Source organism: Microbacterium phycohabitans (genome assembly GCF_032464935.1).
Classification (GTDB): domain Bacteria; phylum Actinomycetota; class Actinomycetes; order Actinomycetales; family Microbacteriaceae; genus Microbacterium; species Microbacterium phycohabitans.
Genome location: NZ_JAWDIT010000007.1, coordinates 39,943 through 57,213, shown reverse-complemented (window position 1 = coordinate 57,213; position 17,271 = coordinate 39,943). Strand labels below are relative to the sequence as shown.

Here is a 17,271-nt window from a genome sequence, read left to right as displayed (position 1 = left end):
GTCGCCCTCGTGGCGCCACGAAGCCCCCCGTGCGTAAAGGACCTCGTCATGGCCGCCACCGGCACCATCCCCGTCTCCCGACCGGACACCGCGTCGACCCCGGCACATCGCCCCGGGCCGGTGATCGCCCTGCTCGTGGTCGCCGCGTTCGTCGTCATCCTGAACGAGACCACGATGTCGGTGGCCCTCCCGGCGATCATGGCCGACTTCGGTGTGAGCGCCGCCACCGGTCAGTGGCTGACCTCGGCGTTCCTGTTGACGATGGCCGTCATCATCCCCCTCACCGGGTTCCTGCTCGAGCGTTTCCCGATCCGCGTCGTGTTCTTCAGCGCGATGGGCGTGTTCGCCCTCGGCACGCTCGTCGCCGCGATCGCACCGGCGTTCGGAGTCCTGCTCGCGGGCCGCATCATCCAGGCGATGGGCACGGGCGTGATGATGCCGCTGCTATTCACCACCGTGCTGAACCTCGTGCCCGCGAACAAGCGCGGCCGCGTGATGGGCGTCGTGACCATCGTCATCGCCGTCGCGCCCGCGGTCGGCCCGACGGTGTCGGGGCTCATCCTGTCGGCCCTCACCTGGCACGCGATCTTCTGGCTCATCCTCCCCATCGCCCTGATCGCCATCGCTCTCGGCGCACGCTGGGTGCGTAACGTCACCCAGACCCGCCCCGACGCGCGATTCGACGTGCTCTCCGTCGTACTGTCGGCGATCGGCTTCGGCGGCCTCGTCTACGGCCTCAGCGCCATCGGGGAGTCGGCGTCCGGCCACGCGTCCGTCCCGGTGTGGATCCCCCTCGCCGTCGGCGTGATCTTCGTGACCGTGTTCGTCGTCCGTCAGCTCGCTCTGCAGCGCTCGGACTCCGCCCTGCTCAACCTGCGCGTGTTCCAGAGCTCCTCGTTCCGGCTCGCGGTTCCCCTCGTCGCGATCGTGATGGCCGCGCTGTTCGGATCGCTCATCCTGCTGCCGATCTTCCTGCAGCAGGCGCTCGGCCTCAGCAGCCTCACGGTGGGTCTCATGCTGCTCCCGGGCGGCGTGCTCATGGGCGTCATGGCGCCGATCGTGGGCCGCCTCTTCGACCGTTTCGGACCGACCCCGCTCGTCATCCCCGGGATGCTGATCGCGGCGGGCGTGCTGTGGACGATGGCACTCACCTTCGGTCAGGACACTCCCATCTGGTGGATCGTGACGGTGTACCTCGGCCTGAACCTCGGGCTCGGCCTCGTGTTCACTCCGCTGATGACCTCCGCGCTCGGCTCGCTCCCCCGTCGCCTCTACTCGCACGGCAGCGCCGTCGTCGGCACCGCTCAGCAGGTCGCCGGAGCTGCGGGCACGGCCGGCTTCGTGGCGATCATGACGGTGTTCTCGAGCATCGCCCTCGCCGACGGCGCCGACCAGGCCGGCGCGGTCGCGTCGGGTGTGCACGCATCGTTCCTCGTCGGAGCGGTGATCGCCACGGCCGCCGTGGTCCTCGCGTGCTTCGTCCGCAAGCCGGCGGAGGCGGAAGAGGCAGACGCGCCCGTCGTCGCGCACTGACCCGGGCTCGAGACGGGCGGGCATCCGCGCGGGGCGCATCCTGGAGAATCGCGAAACGGCGTGGAGCCGCCTCGTCGCGGGAGGGTGTCCCGTGCGCTCAGACGAGCGCCCTCAGCGAACGGGCGCGTGAAAGCGACGCGCTCAGAGGGAGCAGGAACCGCCGCCGCAGCACTGCGAGGCGGAGGGAGCGTCATCCTCGGTCTCGACCGCGGGAGCGTTCAGCAGCGTGAGAAGCGGCGCGGACGCGGGAGTGTCAGACGTGGAGTCACCGGACATGCGCTCCATGCTACGCCTGCGCGCGAGCACGAGGGCCGCGGCCTCCCACGACCGCGACGCCCGCCTTTTCCCGCCCGGCTAACCCCTGCTCGTGGCGACCGCAACCCCCGCCCCCGCGCCGCATCGCGTTCCTAGCGTGGATCACCTCACCGACAACGAAGAGAGGCGTATCCATGACCGATCTCAGCGGCAAGCGCATCGCGTTCCTGGCCACCGACGGATTCGAAGACAGCGAACTCACGAGCCCGTGGGAGGCCGTGACCTCGGCCGGCGCCGAGGCGGTGCTCGTTTCCCCGAGCGAGGGCAGCATCAACGGCGAGAAGGGCCACGAGCAGAAGGTCGACCTCGCCGTCTCGGGCGCCTCGGCCGGCGACTTCGACGCCCTCGTGCTCCCGGGCGGCGTGCAGAACGCCGACGACATCCGCATCGTGAAGGATGCGGTGTCCTTCACCCGTGACTTCTTCGACCAGCACAAGCCGGTCGCCGTCATCTGCCACGGCGGGTGGATCCTGACCGAGGCCGACGTGCTGAAGGGCCGCACCCTCACGAGCTACCCGACGCTGCAGACCGACCTGCGAAACGCCGGCGCGACCTGGGTCGACGAAGAGGTCCACGTCGACCAGGGGCTCGTCTCGAGCCGCAACCCCGACGACCTTCCCGCTTTCAACGCCAAGCTCGTGGAAGAGGTCGCCGAGGGGAAGCACTCCGGCCAGACGTCCTGAGCACCTTCATGTAAGGGCCCCGGACCGCGGTCCGGGGCCCTTACGCGTCGGCCTTCGCGCACATCCTCCGCGATGCGCACAACCTCAGCCCGAAACCGCCCTCACGAACGGAGGATGCGCACATCACGGAGGCCATGACGCGCCGACGCATCCCCGCCCGCGCGCGACACGACCCGCCGCCTCCGCGCACATCACGGACGCCATGACGTTCCGAGGCAGACCCGCGCGCGAGGTGCCGAGGCACCCCCGCCCACGCGTCGGCCCACCAGCCCCGTAGAACCGGCCCTGCCGCCGCCCAAACCCCGCACGCGCCCGGCCCTCAACCGCCCTGGCACGACGGGCACCACTGACCGCCACCCTTGGTGCCGGGGATGTCCTCGATCGCACCGCCGCACCCGGGGCACGGCTCGCCCGTGCGGCCGTGCACTCGCATCGCGGCCACTTTCGCGGCCTTCTGCTCCGCGATGGGGACGCCGCGGCGCGCCGCCACGGCCGTCGCGAGGGTGTCGTGCAGGGCCTCGTACAGCCGGGTCACCTCCTCGGCGTTCAGCGAGGACGCGTGGGCGACCGGCGACAGCCGCGCGGCGAAGAGGATCTCGTCCGAGTACGCGTTCCCGATCCCGGCCAGCGTCTCCTGCTCCTGCAGCAGAGCCTTGAGCTGCTTGCGTCGTCCGCCGAGCGCCGCCCGGAGCATCTCGAGCGAGAAGGCCGGGTCGATGGCATCCGGTCCGAGCTTCGCCACCGACGGCACCTCTCGCGCGTCATCGACGAGGTGCAGCTGCACCGACAGCCAGTCCCCCGCGTCGGTGATGCCCAGGATGCCGTCCGCGAAGACCACGCGCGCGATCACCGCGGCCGCGGTCGCGGGCTCCTCCTCATCGACCTCGGTCCAGGTCGCCCAGCCCGCCCGGCCGAAGCCGAGAGCGAGGTGCGCGCCCTCGAGGTCGAGGTCGACGTGCTTGCCGTACCGCGTCACCGCGGTCACCCGTCGCCCCACGAGCCGGTCGAGGGGACGGGCCCGGGTCTTCCAGGCCCTCCCCTCGACGAGCTCGGTGTCGACGACCTCGCGACCCGTCAGGCGCTCGCGCAGGAACAGCGCGAGCGCCTCGACCTCGGGGGCCTCGGGCATCGGCGGATGCCGCTCAGGCCCCGGACTCGGACGCCGTGGGCGCCGCGGGGGCGGTGGGAGCCGCAGACGCCGCCGCCGAGGGACGCGCCGCCGATTCGGCGAACGCGTCGGCCACGACACGTCCCTGGATGATCTGCGTCAAGTCGATGCCGGTCGCCGCCCGGACGGCCTCGAACGACGAGCGCAGGCCCGTCGCCGACTCCGCGGCGAGGTGGCCGCTGGCGCCCTCGCCACCGAGCACGGTGATGTTGCCGACCCGGTCGTAGCCCTTGGCGAACTCCGCCATCATCGGTACCAGCGCCTCAAGGGCGCGCTGCGCCAGCAGTGCCTCCTGGTTGTGCGACAGAGCCTCCGCCTCGGCGCGGATCGCCTCGGCACGTGCCTCACCGGCCAGGCGCACAGCCTGAGCGTCGGCCTCGGCGCGCACGCGCACGGCCGCGGCCTCCTGCTGGGCGATCTCGGCGCGCGCCTGAGCCGCCTTGATCTGCGCGTACGACTCCGCGTCGGCGTCTTTCTGACGCTGGTAGAGGTCGGCGTCGGCGACGCGGGAGACCTCGGACTCCAGCCGCGCCTGCGTGTTCTGCGCCTCCTGCTGTAGAACGGCCTGGCGTCGCTCGGCGCGCGTCAGGGCCTCCGCCTGCTCGGCTTCGGCGTTCGCGCGGCCGACCTCGGCCTTGGCCGCGGCGCTGTTCTTGTCGAGCTTGGTCTGCTCGATGAGGTTGGCCTCGTCGGTGGCGATCTGTCGCGCGCGGATCTCACGGACCGCGTTGATGCGGGCGACCTCGGCCTCGCGCTTCACGCGCTCGACCTCGGTCGCGCCGAGCGCGGCGATGTAGCCGTTGCCGTCGGTGACGCCCTGGATCTGGAACGAGTCGAGGATGAGCCCCTGCGACGACAGGTCGCCCTTGATGCCCTCGGCGATCTGGTCCGACAGACGCTGGCGGTCGCGCATGAGCTCCTCGACGGTCAGCGTCGCGACGACGCCACGCAGCGCGCCCTCGAGCTGCTCGGTCGTGAACTGCTCGATGGCCTTGTCCTGCGAGGCGAAACGCTCGGCAGCACGGCGCACCGACTCGGGGTCGGACCCGATCTTGACCAGCGCGACGCCGCTGACGTTGACGGTGACGCCGTTCGACGACTGCGCGGTCGGCTCCATCTTGATCTGACGCGCGCGCAGCGAGATCATCTCGCCGCGCTGGGTGAGCGGGTTGACGATGGCGCCGCCGCCGGTGATGACGGTGATGCGCGAGGACTCCCCGTCCGCGCCCCTCTGCCGCTTACCCACGATGACCAGGGCTTCGTCGGCCTTCGCGACGCGATACCAGCCGCGGATCAAGCCCGCGACGATCAACAGGACGACGACGACAACGACGAGTGCGATGACCACGACGATGCCGATCGCCCCCAGAGCAGCAAATTCCATGGTTCTCCTTCGACAGGCACCGCCGGAGGCGGCGCGGGGGAATTGCTTCCAACCTATCCGGGGCCCCGCGGGCACTGTCCAGCCCCGGAGCGCACGATCGACGTCCCCGAGGGGCCGGCCGGGAGCGTACCGTTGAGGGTGAGGCGGCCCGAACCGCCCGAAGAAGGGTCCCCCATGAAGATCGTTTCGTCGCAGGACTGGCGGGATGCCATCCGCTTCGACGCCCCCGTCCTCGTCGCCGATGTCGTCCCGGGCGAAGCCACCCGCTGCGTCGCCTGCGGAACCGAGGGTCCGCTCTACGAGCGCACCGAGCTGTGGGCGGTCAAGCACCGCCACCCAAAGCACCACGGCGGATTCGTCCGCTTCTACTGCGAGGCGCACAAGCCGGCCGCCCCGCCTCCGCCGCCCGCTCCGACCATCGAAGCCCGCCGCGCCCGCGCCGCCTCCGCCCCCAAGGAGCGTCGCGCGCCGAGCCTGAAGCCCACTCCGATCACCGACCGCCCCACGCGCGCGATGTGCCCCGACTGCTTCGTCGAGGTCTCCGCCGGCGGCGACTGCGGAATGTGCGGCGCTCAGGTCGTCTGACCGACCGCCCACGCGAAAGAACCGCCCCGGATCGCTCCGGGGCGGTTCTCGCGTTGCAGTGACCTCAGCGCGCCGAGATCGTCCACCCCGCGTCGTGCGAGGCTCCGGGGTCGAGCGAGACCACGCCGGTGGCGAAGTCGTAGGCGTCGTCGTTGAACGCGTCGGGCGCGCAGGTCATCGGCTCGACCGCGAGTCCTGCTCGATGTCCGGGGGTTCCGGGACCCGTCGGCAGATCGGCCGTGTGGATCTGCACCCACGCGCAGTCCTCGCCCCACGTCATGGCCACGGCCGAACCGGAGGGATCGGTGAGCGTCACGGTCGCGCGGCCGTCGGCATCCCGGATCAGTCCGGTGTAGGCGTGATCGATCTCGACCGCGCCGAGCACGCGCTCCTCGCGGTAGTCGAAGCGGTCGCCGTCGACCTCGACGGATGCCAGGGCCACCGGCGCGAGGCGGTCGGGCGTGACCTCCAGCACGGTGTCGGCCGGCAGCGAGAGCGTCCATTCGTCGAGGCTCGCCGGACCCGCGACGAGGTAGGGGTGCGGACCGGTCCCCCACGGTGCGGGCGTGTCCGACAGGTTGGTCGCGCGGACCGTCTGCGTGAGGCCGTCGGCGTCCAGGCGGAACGTGGTCGACACGACGAGCCGCCACGGGTACCCCGCCTGGGCGGTCACGGTCGCGGTGAGGGTCACGGAGTCGTCCGAGGCCTCGAGGATGTTCCAGTCGACCCACGACAGCAGTCCGTGCAGGGCGTGGCCGCGGTTCGGCTCCGTGAGGGGCAGTTGGTGCTCGACCCCGTCGAAACGATGGATGCCGTCCACCACCCGGTTGGGCCAGGGCGCGAGCGTCGTACCGCGATACGCGGGACGCAGTTCGTCGGCGTCGAAGGGGACCACGAGGTCGCGACCTTCGAAGGTGAGTGAGCGGAGGGACGCGCCGACGCTGGCGATCGCGGCTTCATAGCCGTGGGCGCGCAGGACGACGGGAGTGCCCGAGACGAGCGTGGGCGTCTCGGTGGGAACGGCAGCGGTCATTCCGCCATTATCGCGAACGTGAGCGCCCGCCCCCGGCATCCGTCCCGGAAACGACGAATGCCCCGACCTCGTGGGGTCGGGGCATTCGGGGAGGGCGACTTACTTGAAGGCGTCCTTGACGTTCTCGCCGGCCTGCTTGGCGTGGGCCTTGGTCTGGTCCGCCTGGCCCTCGGCCTCGAGGCGCTCGTTGTCGGTGGCCTTGCCCGTGGCTTCCTTCGCCTTGCCCGCGATGTTCTCAGCGGCGTTCTTGATCTTGTCGTCGAGTCCCATGTCGGCACCTCCCGTTAGGTTTCCGGGTATCTCCCGATGTGCGTCCACGCTAGGTCGGCCCCCTAGACGCGCCGGGGGGCTTGAAATTCGTGTGCGTGTGAGGCAGGCAGACCGGTTAGGTTCGAAGCATGCGCCGGGGGGAAGCATCATTCGCGACGGTCGGTCTCATCTCATGACCGCGCCGGACACGCTCGCCGATTTTTCGAGCCTGCTCGACGACGCACCGCGCGAGCCCGCGCCGCGCGGCCGGGGCGGCAGGATCGCGCTCATCGTCTTCCTCGTCGTCCTGCTGGCGACGCTCGGCGGCGGCGGTGGGTACGTCTGGTGGGCATCCGCGGCGCCCCTCCCGGCCCCGACCGTCACCTCGCAGGCTCCGAGCGTGAGCGCGGGGGCGGCGGCATCCCTCGTCCTGCCCTCCTCCGGCTCGGCGCGGGTGAGCATCGACGGAGGCGAACAGTACCTGGGACCGGACGCCGCGGGGGTGTTCGCGTCGTCGGGCGGCGACGAAGCCCGTCCCGTCGCCAGCATCGCCAAGCTCGTCACCGCCCTGGTCGTCCTCGACGCGCACCCGCTGACCGACGCCGCCGACCCCGGTCCCACCATCGCCTTCACCGAGGCCGACACCGACCTCTACGACCGGTTCTACGTGCAGGGCGTCACGATCGCCAAGATGCCCGACGGCACGCGGATGCCGTTGCACGACGCCCTGGCGACCATGCTGCTCCCCTCGGCGAGCAACTACGCCGTCGCGATCGCCCGCTGGGGATTCGGGTCGGAGGGCGCGTACGTCGACGCCGCCCGGTCGTGGCTGGCCCGCAACGGCCTGAACGACACCCGGATCGTGGATGCCACCGGCATCGACGCGCGCAACACCTCCACGCCCGGCGATCTCGTCGCCCTCGGCCGTATCGCCGCGGCGAACCCCGTGATCGCCGCGATCACCTCGCTGCGCTCGATCAGCGTTGCGGGCGCCGGCACCGTGACCAACACGAACGGTCTGCTCGGCACGCTCGGCGTCGACGGGCTCAAAACCGGCAACCTCGGCGACGGCAGCTTCAATCTGCTGTTCACGGCCAGCCTCGACGTGGGCATCGGCACCCCGCTGAAGATCACCGGCATCCGTCTGGGTGGTGAGACCCACGACAGCACCGACGCCGACGTGGCGCGGTTGCTGCAGAGCATCAGCGACGGGTTCCACGACGTACCCGTCGGCTCGCTCGGCGCGACGATCGGCACGATCACGACACCGTGGGGATCCGAGGCGTCTCTCGTCCTCGCCAAGAACGCCGAGCTGCGCACCTGGTCCGACACCCCGGTGACCGTGACGCTCGACACCGTCGCCCCGCGCACCTTCGCCGACGGGGAGACCGTCGGGACGGTGACCTGGACGGCCGGTCCGCAGTCGACCTCGGCCGACGTGAAGATCTCGGGTGCGATCGAGGAGCCCACGCTGCTGTGGCGACTGACCCACCCGGGCGAGCTCGGCTGACGAAGGCTCGCGCCCCTCAGCGCAGGTGGTCGCGCGCCCAGAGGGCCGCGCTCGTGCGGTCGGCCACCCCGATCTGGCGGAACACACTGCCCAGGTGCGCCTTGACGGTGCGTTCGGTGATGCCCAGGGCCGTGGCGACCTGCTTGTTGGCCAGGCCGTCGGCGACGAGACGCAGCACCTCCTCTTCGCGGGCGCTCAGACCGCTGCCGGGGGCGGTGGGCTCCGGCAGCAGCGCACCCGCGACCCGCGGATCCAGCGGCGCATGACCCCCGTGCACGGCCCGGACGGCCGCGCGCAGGTCGTGGGGCTCGGCATCCTTCAGCTGATATCCCGTGGCGCCCGCCGCGACCGCACGCCGCACCTGCGCGCGGTCGCCGAACGAGGTGAGCACGAGCACCCGGATGCCGGGAACCCGGGCGCGGAGCTCCCGAGTGGCCGTCACGCCGTCCATCACGGGCATCGAGAGGTCCATGACCGCCACGTCGACGTCGACGCCCTCGACGAGGGCGAGGGCGTCGGCGCCGTTGGCCGCGGTCGCCACGACGGCGATGTCGCCCTCGGCCGAGAGGACGGATGCCAGGCCCTCCCGCACCATGGAGTGGTCGTCGACGACGAGGACGCGGATCACGGGGTCTCCCGGCGTGTGTCGGAAAGGCGGAGGCGCCAGCGCGTACCCCGGCCGCGGGCGGTCGCGAGAGCGAGCTCGGCTCCCGCATCGGTGGCGAGGTCGTGGAGGACGCGCAGGCCGAGGTGCCCCTCGGCCGGGGCGTCGAGCGCGGCACGGGCGTCGAAGCCCGGGCCGTCGTCGGCGACGACGAGCTCGACCCGCCCGCCCTCATGGGCCACGGAGATCGTCACGGCGCACGGCGCGGCGTGGGTGACGGCGTTGCGGAGCGCCTCCTGAGCGACCCGGTAGATCAGGCGCTCGTCCGCCTCCGACAACGCCTCGACCGGCGTGCGCAGGTCGATCGAGACCTCGACGCCGCGCGTGCGGGCGGTGGCCGCCAGATCGTTCAGCGCGGACGCCAGGCCGGCTGCCGCGAGGTTCTCGGGGTAGATGTCCACGAGCAGGGAGCGGAGGACCCGGACGTTTCCGCGCACGGCACCCGCGATCTCCCGCATTCCCGCCGAACCCTCCCCCTCGCCGCGCGCGGCCGCGGCGGTCGCGGCGGCCTCGGCTCCGTAGCTGGTGGCGACCAGCTCCTGCACCGGACCGTCGTGCAGCGAACCCGCGATGCGGCGCCGCTCGGCGTCCGAGGCGTCGACCGCCCGCTGGAGGAGTTCGGCACGGCGGGCCTCGGCTCCGCGCAGCTGACGCAGCAGGGTCCACACGATCGGGGCGGTGAGCACGACCAGCAGCAGCAGGCTGCTCGTGGTCACGCCCGCGAATCCGCGCCAGAGCTCGGCGGAGCGGGCGGCCACCGGCTCGTAGGGATAGTACGCCTCGAAGAGCACCTGCTGCCCAGCGGGAGTCCACATCGGTCGGTACACCTCGAGCAGTCGCGAGCCGGTCTCGAATTCGTTCTCGTCTTCCGACAGGTCGGACACCGCCGCCCGCGTCGACGGCGTGGACAGGGCCGCACGCTGGGCGTCTTCGAGGGCGAAGGTTCGCCCGATCAGCTGCGGCTCGTCGGCGTAGAGGACGCGGCCCTGCGTGCTCCAGATCTTCACCCGGATGACGTCGTCGCCCAGGATCTGGGTGCGCACGGTCTCGTCGAACGCGGCGATCGCGCTCGGCTCCCCCGCGGCCAGCGCATCGGTGAGCGCGGGCCGCACGACGGCTTCGGCGAGCACGTTCGTCACGTGCGCGGCGTCATTGACCGCCTCGCGTTCCGCCAGCCATTGCGCCCCGAACCCGGCGAGCGCCGCGACCGCGACGAGGGCGGCGGCCAATCCCAGGGCCAAACGCACCAGAACGGCACGGGTCGACAGACGACGCGGTGCGGCGGAGGCCGTGCGGGCCTGCACCAGCACCTCCCAGGAGGGTGCGGGCGGGTCAGACGTCACTCAGTCGTCTCCCCCGTGGCCGCCGCCGTCGCGCCCGCCGTGATGCCCGTCGTCGCCCGAGGTCGACCCTCCCGAGGAGGATCCTCCCGAGGCCGCGTCGTCTTCCGAGGGCCGATCGTCGCCCGAGCCGGCCACCGCACCACCTGAACCTCCCGCATCCGATGACGAGCGGTCGTCACCGGGCTCCACCCGATCGTCGCGGGGAACGTCGCCGCCGCGGTCGTCCGCGCCCGACGGCACGACGGCGTCGTCCGAACCGGTGGACCCGCCGCGGTCGTCCGTGGGGGAACCGGCACCGTCGCCGCTCGGAGTGCCGGAGTCGCGGTCGTCTCCCGCCTCCGTGCGCTGATCCCGGGCGACGTCGCCGCCGTGATCGTCGGCCGTCGGAGAGGGGGTGGGCTGCAACACCTGCACGGCCGTCGGCACGGGCACCGGAACGGATTCCGCGAACGAGGCGTTGCCCCACAGCCCGATGGCCGCGGGGGCGGCGGCGAGCACGAGGGCGCTCGCGCCGATGAGGATCCGCTTCTTCATGTCATCCGTCCTTCCGCCCATTGTCACCCGCGACAGGGGCTGTCGTGATCCCTTCACTGTGCGCGAAGCGGCGTCCCCGGGGAATCGGACGATGGTCGTAGTACCAAGGTCGCATTGCCCGGTCCGCGGCCCCGGCCCGACGGTGGACACAGCTCGCCCACCGACGAAACGAGACACCATGAGCATCACCACCCCGCCCCGCCGTCGACTGGCCCGCGGTACCGCGATCGTCGCGGCCGCCCTGGTCGCGGCATCCGGGCTCCTCCTGCCCGCCGCGGCGCACGCCAAGACCACCTCGACGGGCGGCGACTACGTGGTCACCGTCAACGGCACCACCTACAACCCCGCTCCCGGCAAAGACGCGAAGCTCAAAGACCTCGCGGTTTCGGGCCGCATCACCGTGAGCGGCAAGAACAACCGCTTCACGATCGATCCCGCAACTCTCGGCGTCTACGACTACACGCTCACCGGGGCGCCCGACACGCAGCGGATGGTGACGAGCCCCACCGTCGTGTTCTCCTCGAAGGTGCCGACCCTCACCGACGCGCAGCGCGCGGGAGTGCGCCTGTCCAGCCTCGAGGTGCGCGACGACGCGATCGTGGCGATCTTCACGACCGCGGGCGGCAAGCTGAAGATCCAGGCGAAGGACGGCGCCCAGGGCGGCATCTTCCAGATGGAGCCCGAGTTCGCCGCTCCGGTCGAGCTCGTGCACACGCTCGGGCCGGGCCTGTTCTACTTCGTGAACCAGTACACCGGCAAGGTCAACTTCGGCAACGGCGTGGATGCCGTCGCCTCCGGCGCGAACGCCCATCAGATGCTGCTCGGTAAGGACAGCCCGCAGGTCGCGACGAAGACGTATCAGGATGCCACCGTCACCCGGTGGACAGTGGCCTCGGGTGGTCGCATGGGCGGCGTGCTCGGCGAGGATGCCGTGGAGCTCTCGGCCGGCGCCACGAACTGCACGAGCCAGTGCCAGGCGCAGAACCGCATCAACGGCTCTCTCCCCGTTCCGCCCGACCCGACGAACCCGACGCCGATCGGCGGCTGAGTCGCGCCGTACCCCTCGAAACCCCCGGCCGCGTGGTCGGGGGTTTCGCATGCTCAGAGACCCGCGAGCCCCTGCGGCCCGACCGTCGTCCCCGCGGAGCTCGCGAAACCGTCGGCCGGAGCGGGCGGCCGGGTCGCTTCCTCGTCTCGACGCCCCGTCGCTACGCGGAGGGCCGGCCTCCGAGCGCGTCCACGAGGATCCGCGGGTCTATGGCGAGGTTCTCGGCGGAGACCGTGCGACGACGCCGCTTGCGCCCGTCCTGACGCGCGAAGACGACGAGAGCCGTCCGCAGCAGACCGGATGCCGGTCGGATCTCCGCGGTCGTACCTTCTCGGGCCCACTCCTCAGCGCGCACCCGCGGAAACAGACCCGACGGCCGCTCGATCGCGGGGAACTGCACGCTCGTGGGGGTGATCGCGACAGCGATCTCGGGGATGCGCGGCCGCCGCCGGAGCTGACGCACACCCAGCGCGCCCATGGCGAGAGGGACGACGAGCATCGCTGCGATAGCGAGGAAGAGGGAGACGCTCGCCTGTCCGACGATGGACGCCGCCACGACCGGCAGCAGAGTGACCATTCCCCACAGCACGGCGAGGAGGAGCAGCAGGATGCCCTGCTTCCGGACGAGCGTGGCCAGGGTCCGTTCCACGGCCGCTCGCTTCGCCGCGTCATAGCGCGCGGTGACGGTCACGTCCGCAGCCATCGATCGATCCCCGTCCGTTCGACCCACGCGTCAGTTGTTGAAGCGGAACTCCACCACGTCGCCGTCCTGCATGACGTAGTCCTTGCCCTCGAGGCGTGCCTTGCCCTTCGCACGCGCTTCGGCCACCGAGCCGAGCTCGACCAGGTCGGCGAACGAGATGACCTCGGCCTTGATGAAGCCCTTCTCGAAGTCGGTGTGGATGACACCGGCCGCCTGCGGCGCCTTGGCGCCCTGCGGAATCGTCCAGGCGCGCGCCTCCTTGGGGCCGGCGGTGAGGTAGGTCTGCAAGCCCAGCGTGGCGAAGCCGATGCGGGCGAGCTGATCCAGACCCGACTCGTCCTGACCCGTGGATGCCAGCAGCTCGGCGGCGTCCCCGGGGTCGAGGTCGATCAGCTCGGACTCGATCTTGGCATCCAGGAAGACGGCCTTCGCGGGAGCGACCAGGGCCGCGAGCTCGTCCTTCTTGGCCTGATCCGTGAGCACGGCCTCGTCGACGTTGAAGACGAAGATGAAGGGCTTCGCGGTGAGCAGACCCAACTCGCGGATCGGCGACAGGTCGAGACCGGATGCCGACAGCAGTACGCCCCGCTGAAGGGCGTCCTGCGCGGCCTTGGCGGCGTCGAGCACCGAGGGGTCGAGCTTCTTGCCCTTGACCTCTTTCTCGTACCGGGTGATCGCCTTCTCCAGCGTCTGGAGGTCGGCGAGCTGCAGCTCCGCGTTGATGGTCTCCATGTCGCTGGCCGGGTTCACCTGGCCGTCGACGTGGACCACGTCGTCGTCGGCGAAACCGCGGACGACCTGGGCGATGGCATCCGCCTCACGGATGTTCGCGAGGAACTGGTTGCCGAGCCCCTCGCCCTCGCTCGCGCCGCGGACGATGCCGGCGATGTCGACGAACGACACCGCGGCGGGCACGAGACGCTCGCTGCCGAACACGTCGGCGAGCTTCTGCAGCCGCGCATCGGGAAGGTTCACGACCCCGACGTTGGGCTCGATGGTGGCGAACGGGTAGTTCGCGGCGAGCACCGAGTTCTTGGTCAGGGCGTTGAAGAGAGTGGACTTTCCCACGTTGGGAAGGCCGACGATTCCGATGGTAAGAGCCACGGGAGTCCAGGTTACCCGGCCCGGGGCGCCCTCATCGCGTCAGGGCCGCCGCGCGCGGAACGCGTGGGTGACGTACGGCAGCCCGACGGTGCCCCCGTCGGCCAGTTCGGGAACGGATGCCACCACCCCGTCGACCGCGGCGTCGATCCGCGCGCGCTCCCGCGGACTCGCGGTGATGATGTCGCTGCGCGAAGAGACGAGCTCGCGCAGCACGGGCAGCGTGATCGACCGCTCCCACCGCCATTCGCGATGCTCGAGCCCCGCGAACGGCTCTCCGACGCGCGGGCCGGTGGTCGCGAGCAGCACCTCGGCGTTCGAGCCGCCCATGGCCGCCGTCAGGCGCCGTACCCAGTCGACGGCGTCGTCGCGAATGTTCCAGATCAGACCGAGCGAGCCGCCGCTGCGCAGCACCCGCCCGGCTTCGCGCGACGCGGCCTCGACGTCGACCCAGTGCCAGGCCTGCCCCATCACGAGGGCGTCGAGCCCGGCGTCGGGAAGCGGTAGACGCTCGGCTGTGCCGACGAACGTGGGGACACCCCGCACCGCCTCGCGCAAAGCGGCGAGCATGTCGGCATCCGGGTCCACCGCCACGACGTCGGCACCGAGCTCCACGACCACGCGCGTGAGCTTTCCCGTCCCGGCACCGACGTCGGCCACGCGCAGCGCGCGCCCCGGCTCGCGCACCGGCTCGAGCAGCCACTCCACCGCCGCGGCCGGGTACCCCGGTCGGCCCGATTCGTAGGCGGATGCCGCCTGCCCGAACGACGTCGACTTCTCACTCCCCGTCATGGCCCCGACCCTACGCCGCCCCTCCGACACCGCAGCAGGGCGATCGGCCCGGCGTCGGAGGCGTGCCCCTCAGCCCGGGAGCCGTTGCGCGGAGTCGGTGCTCGACACGCCGATCCCGGATGCCGACCGCCGGTGTCTCGCCGACGGACCCCGCGCGACAGTGTCCGCCGCCCCCTCCGCCGTGCAGGGCGGACCCGGCGTGTCGCCGACGGACCCGCGCGACGGTGTCCGCCGCCCCCTCCGCCGTGGGGGCGGCCCCCGGCGTGTCGCCGACGGACCCCGCGCGACGATGTCCGCCGCCCCGTCCGCCGTGCAGGGCGGACCCCGGCGCGCCTCCCGGGCGACGCGGCCCCCACGGCGCAGGGTGGAGCCGTGGCTCTGGATTTCACCGCGATCGACTTCGAAACGGCGAACTCCAGCGGCGCGTCGGCCTGTGCCGTGGGACTCGCGCGGGTGCGCGGAGGTCGCGTCGTCGCCACCGCGGCCTGGCTCATCAAGCCGCCGCCCGGGCACGACCACTTCGCCCCGATCAACGTCGGCATCCACGGCATCGAACCCGCCCACGTCGTGGACGCGCTGTCGTGGAGCGCCCAGCTCGAACGCCTCACGGCCTTCGCCGGCTCCGACGTGCTCGTGGCGCACAACGCCGGCTTCGACATGTCGGTCCTCCGCCGCGCGTGCGCCGCGACCGGCGACGAGTGCCCGCCCTACCGCTACCTCTGCAGCGTGCAGATGTCGCGCAAGACCTACACGCTCGACTCCTACCGGCTGCCGCTCGTCGCCGCCGAGGCGGGCTGTTCCCCCTTCGCGCACCACGACGCGCTCGCCGACGCCGTCGCGTGCGCCGAGATCACGATCGACTGCGCCCGGCGCGCCGGAGTCGACGATGTCCAGAGCCTCGCCGCGCATCTCGGCGTGCGCATCTCGCAGATCGCCGTCGAACCGGCCGAGCGCGCCGTCGCCTGAATCAGGCCATCGCCTCCCGATCGCGGTCTGAGGCCTCCCACCGAGCACCACCGGCAACCTTCTCGCGTCGCATCCACCCTCGCCCGAGCCCGCCCGGCCCGTCTTTCCGGCGATGTCGGAGGTGTGCGGCATGCTGACCCCATGGATGCCATCACCCTCGTGCTCGTGATCCTCGCCCTGGCGCTCGGCGTCGCCGGCGGGTGGTTCGTCGGTGGGGCGCGCGTGTCCGCGCGCAGCGCCGTCGACCAGCGTGATCTCGAAGCCCGCGCGGTCGCGGCCGAGACCGCGCGGGCGGGGCTGCAGCAGCAGCTCGAGCATCAGGCGGCGATGTATCGCGAGCTCGTCGGCCAGTCGCGATCCGACCAAGCCGCTCGCGAAGAACGCGAGCGTCGCGAGCAGACCGTCCTGCGCGCCCTCGACCCCGTCCGCGAGACCCTCGACGCGATGCAGCGCAAGGTCGACGGGCTCGAGCGCGACCGCGTCGAGCAGTACTCCGCGCTGGGCGAGCAGCTCAGGCTCTCGCGCGAGGCCGACGAGGCCCTGCGCGCCACCACCGAGTCGCTCGCCTCCGCCATGCGCTCGGGCGCGACGCGCGGGGTGTGGGGCGAAACGCAGCTCCGACGCGTCGTCGAAGCCGCAGGACTCACTCGCTACGTCGACTTCGACCTCCAGACGGCGATCTCCAGCGACGCCGGAGCCGGTCGCCCCGACATGGTCGTGCGCCTCCCCGGGGGCAAGGCCCTCGCGGTGGATGCCAAGGTCCCCCTCGACGCCTACCTGCAGGCGAGCGCCATCGCGGTGACCGCGCACGGCGACGAGGGCGCGCGGCGAGCATCGCTTCTGTCCAAGCACGCGCGGGCGGTACGGGCGCACGTCGACGCGCTGGCGAAGAAGGCCTACTGGGCGGGACTGACCACCAGCCCCGAGTTCGTCGTGTGCTTCCTCCCCAGCGAATCGCTCCTCGCTTCCGCTCTCGACGAAGATCCGACCCTGCTCGAGTACGCCTTCGCGCGGCGCGTCGCCCTCGCCTCTCCGGTCAACCTGTGGGCGGTGTTGAAGACGGTGGCGTTCACCTGGACGCAGCAAGACGTGTCCGACGAGGCTCGAACGCTGTTCCAGCTCGGCACCGAGCTGTATGAGCGGGTCGGGGTCCTCGCGGGGCACGCCAACGACCTGCGTCGCGCGATCGAGAAGACGGTCGACAGCTACAACCGATTCGCGGGGTCGCTCGAGTCGCGCGTGCTCGTCACCGCCCGCAAGTTCCCGGGGATCGACGAGACGAAGCTCGCGGCCGTCAGCGCTCCCCCGGTCCTCGACGCGACGCCCCGCCGGTGGACGGCGCCCGAGATGCTCGACATCGACGCGCCGGCGTCACCGGCCGACCCCGAGGGCTCCGCCCCCGACGACCCCGCCGACGCGACGCTCGGCGAGACCGAAGCGGCCGCGGCGCCCACCTATGCCGATATCGGGAGCGTTCGCGAGTGGGCGGGGTTCTCCGCCGACCCGGGTCGACCGGCGGAGCAATGACGCGCCGCGACACCGCGGCCTGAGCGACTCAGGTCGACGATCGACGGGCGCCATCCCCGCAGACGAAACCGGGCCGACCCTGACGGATCGACCCGGTTCGGAAAGCGGGATGCCGCGACCTCGGGCCGCGGTA

General features: G+C 71.7%; 17 protein-coding genes. 7 read left to right on the top strand and 10 right to left on the bottom strand.

Going from position 1 to position 17,271, the window contains the following annotated elements; translation table 11 throughout:
- Nucleotides 1-48 precede the first annotated feature (48 nt).
- Both RWH44_RS15670 and RWH44_RS15665 read left to right on the top strand, forming a co-directional pair.
- Nucleotides 49-1,533: an MDR family MFS transporter gene (locus tag RWH44_RS15670; protein WP_316005291.1), complete on the top strand. Its 1,485-nt coding sequence runs from the start codon at nucleotides 49-51 to the stop codon at nucleotides 1,531-1,533.
- Nucleotides 1,534-1,982: 449 nt separating this feature from the next.
- Nucleotides 1,983-2,531: a type 1 glutamine amidotransferase domain-containing protein gene (locus RWH44_RS15665; RefSeq protein ID WP_316005290.1), complete on the top strand. Its 549-nt coding sequence runs from the start codon at nucleotides 1,983-1,985 to the stop codon at nucleotides 2,529-2,531.
- A 319-nt stretch (nucleotides 2,532-2,850) separates the two neighbouring features.
- Here RWH44_RS15665 and RWH44_RS15660 read toward each other — a convergent pair whose 3' ends face one another.
- Together RWH44_RS15660 and RWH44_RS15655 are read right to left on the bottom strand one after the other, a co-directional pair.
- Entirely contained in the window at nucleotides 2,851-3,660 is an 810-nt protein-coding gene (locus tag RWH44_RS15660; protein WP_316005289.1) for an Fpg/Nei family DNA glycosylase, read from the bottom strand.
- Between the two features lie 13 nt (nucleotides 3,661-3,673).
- A complete protein-coding gene (locus RWH44_RS15655; protein WP_298871831.1) occupies nucleotides 3,674-5,083 on the bottom strand; it encodes a flotillin family protein in 1,410 nt (469 codons plus the stop codon).
- A gap of 174 nt (nucleotides 5,084-5,257) precedes the next feature.
- Here RWH44_RS15655 and RWH44_RS15650 point away from each other — a divergent pair, with 174 nt between their 5' ends.
- Nucleotides 5,258-5,668 carry a glucose-6-phosphate dehydrogenase gene (locus tag RWH44_RS15650; RefSeq protein ID WP_316005288.1) on the top strand — a complete coding sequence of 137 codons (411 nt, stop codon included), beginning with the start codon at nucleotides 5,258-5,260 and terminating at the stop codon, nucleotides 5,666-5,668.
- Nucleotides 5,669-5,732: 64 nt separating this feature from the next.
- Here the strand turns inward: RWH44_RS15650 and RWH44_RS15645 are convergent, their stop codons facing one another.
- Nucleotides 5,733-6,701 carry an aldose 1-epimerase family protein gene (locus tag RWH44_RS15645; RefSeq protein ID WP_316005287.1) on the bottom strand — a complete coding sequence of 323 codons (969 nt, stop codon included), beginning with the start codon at nucleotides 6,699-6,701 and terminating at the stop codon, nucleotides 5,733-5,735.
- A gap of 99 nt (nucleotides 6,702-6,800) precedes the next feature.
- The gene (locus tag RWH44_RS15640) at nucleotides 6,801-6,971 is read right to left on the bottom strand and encodes a CsbD family protein (RefSeq protein ID WP_074697048.1); all 171 of its coding nucleotides are present in this window, start codon (nucleotides 6,969-6,971) and stop codon (nucleotides 6,801-6,803) included.
- A 172-nt stretch (nucleotides 6,972-7,143) separates the two neighbouring features.
- On the opposite strand from RWH44_RS15640, the gene RWH44_RS15635 reads away from it, so the two are divergent.
- Nucleotides 7,144-8,460, top strand: coding sequence for a D-alanyl-D-alanine carboxypeptidase family protein (locus tag RWH44_RS15635; protein WP_316005286.1), 1,317 nt, complete (start codon nucleotides 7,144-7,146; stop codon nucleotides 8,458-8,460).
- Nucleotides 8,461-8,476: 16 nt separating this feature from the next.
- Here the strand turns inward: RWH44_RS15635 and RWH44_RS15630 are convergent, their stop codons facing one another.
- Genes RWH44_RS15630 through RWH44_RS15620 form a run of 3 tightly spaced genes read right to left on the bottom strand, consistent with a single transcriptional unit; the run spans nucleotide 8,477 to nucleotide 11,001 of the window.
- Complete coding sequence (locus RWH44_RS15630) at nucleotides 8,477-9,088, bottom strand: response regulator transcription factor (RefSeq protein ID WP_316005285.1); 612 nt, start codon at nucleotides 9,086-9,088, stop codon at nucleotides 8,477-8,479.
- Nucleotides 9,085-10,467 (bottom strand): sensor histidine kinase, encoded by a 1,383-nt coding sequence (locus RWH44_RS15625; RefSeq protein ID WP_316005284.1) that lies wholly within the window; start codon nucleotides 10,465-10,467, stop codon nucleotides 9,085-9,087. The genes RWH44_RS15630 and RWH44_RS15625 overlap by 4 nt, the downstream gene beginning before the upstream one ends.
- Nucleotides 10,468-11,001 (bottom strand): hypothetical protein, encoded by a 534-nt coding sequence (locus tag RWH44_RS15620; RefSeq protein ID WP_316005283.1) that lies wholly within the window; start codon nucleotides 10,999-11,001, stop codon nucleotides 10,468-10,470.
- A gap of 178 nt (nucleotides 11,002-11,179) precedes the next feature.
- On the opposite strand from RWH44_RS15620, the gene RWH44_RS15615 reads away from it, so the two are divergent.
- A complete protein-coding gene (locus RWH44_RS15615; RefSeq protein WP_316005282.1) occupies nucleotides 11,180-12,049 on the top strand; it encodes a hypothetical protein in 870 nt (289 codons plus the stop codon).
- A gap of 160 nt (nucleotides 12,050-12,209) precedes the next feature.
- Here RWH44_RS15615 and RWH44_RS15610 read toward each other — a convergent pair whose 3' ends face one another.
- The 3 genes from RWH44_RS15610 to RWH44_RS15600 are packed head-to-tail and all read right to left on the bottom strand — an operon-like array spanning nucleotide 12,210 to nucleotide 14,645.
- Nucleotides 12,210-12,752, bottom strand: a complete 543-nt coding sequence (locus RWH44_RS15610; protein WP_316005281.1) for a hypothetical protein — start codon at nucleotides 12,750-12,752, stop codon at nucleotides 12,210-12,212.
- Nucleotides 12,753-12,782: 30 nt separating this feature from the next.
- Complete coding sequence (ychF, locus tag RWH44_RS15605) at nucleotides 12,783-13,856, bottom strand: redox-regulated ATPase YchF (RefSeq protein ID WP_316005280.1); 1,074 nt, start codon at nucleotides 13,854-13,856, stop codon at nucleotides 12,783-12,785.
- 39 nt (nucleotides 13,857-13,895) lie between these two features.
- Nucleotides 13,896-14,645 carry a class I SAM-dependent methyltransferase gene (locus tag RWH44_RS15600; RefSeq protein ID WP_316005279.1) on the bottom strand — a complete coding sequence of 250 codons (750 nt, stop codon included), beginning with the start codon at nucleotides 14,643-14,645 and terminating at the stop codon, nucleotides 13,896-13,898.
- Nucleotides 14,646-15,017: 372 nt separating this feature from the next.
- Between RWH44_RS15600 and RWH44_RS15595 the strand changes: the two genes are divergently transcribed.
- Both RWH44_RS15595 and RWH44_RS15590 read left to right on the top strand, forming a co-directional pair.
- Entirely contained in the window at nucleotides 15,018-15,611 is a 594-nt protein-coding gene (locus RWH44_RS15595) for a 3'-5' exonuclease (RefSeq protein WP_316005278.1), read from the top strand.
- 141 nt (nucleotides 15,612-15,752) lie between these two features.
- Nucleotides 15,753-17,138, top strand: coding sequence for a DNA recombination protein RmuC (locus tag RWH44_RS15590; RefSeq protein WP_316005277.1), 1,386 nt, complete (start codon nucleotides 15,753-15,755; stop codon nucleotides 17,136-17,138).
- The last annotated feature ends 133 nt before the right edge of the window (nucleotides 17,139-17,271 follow it).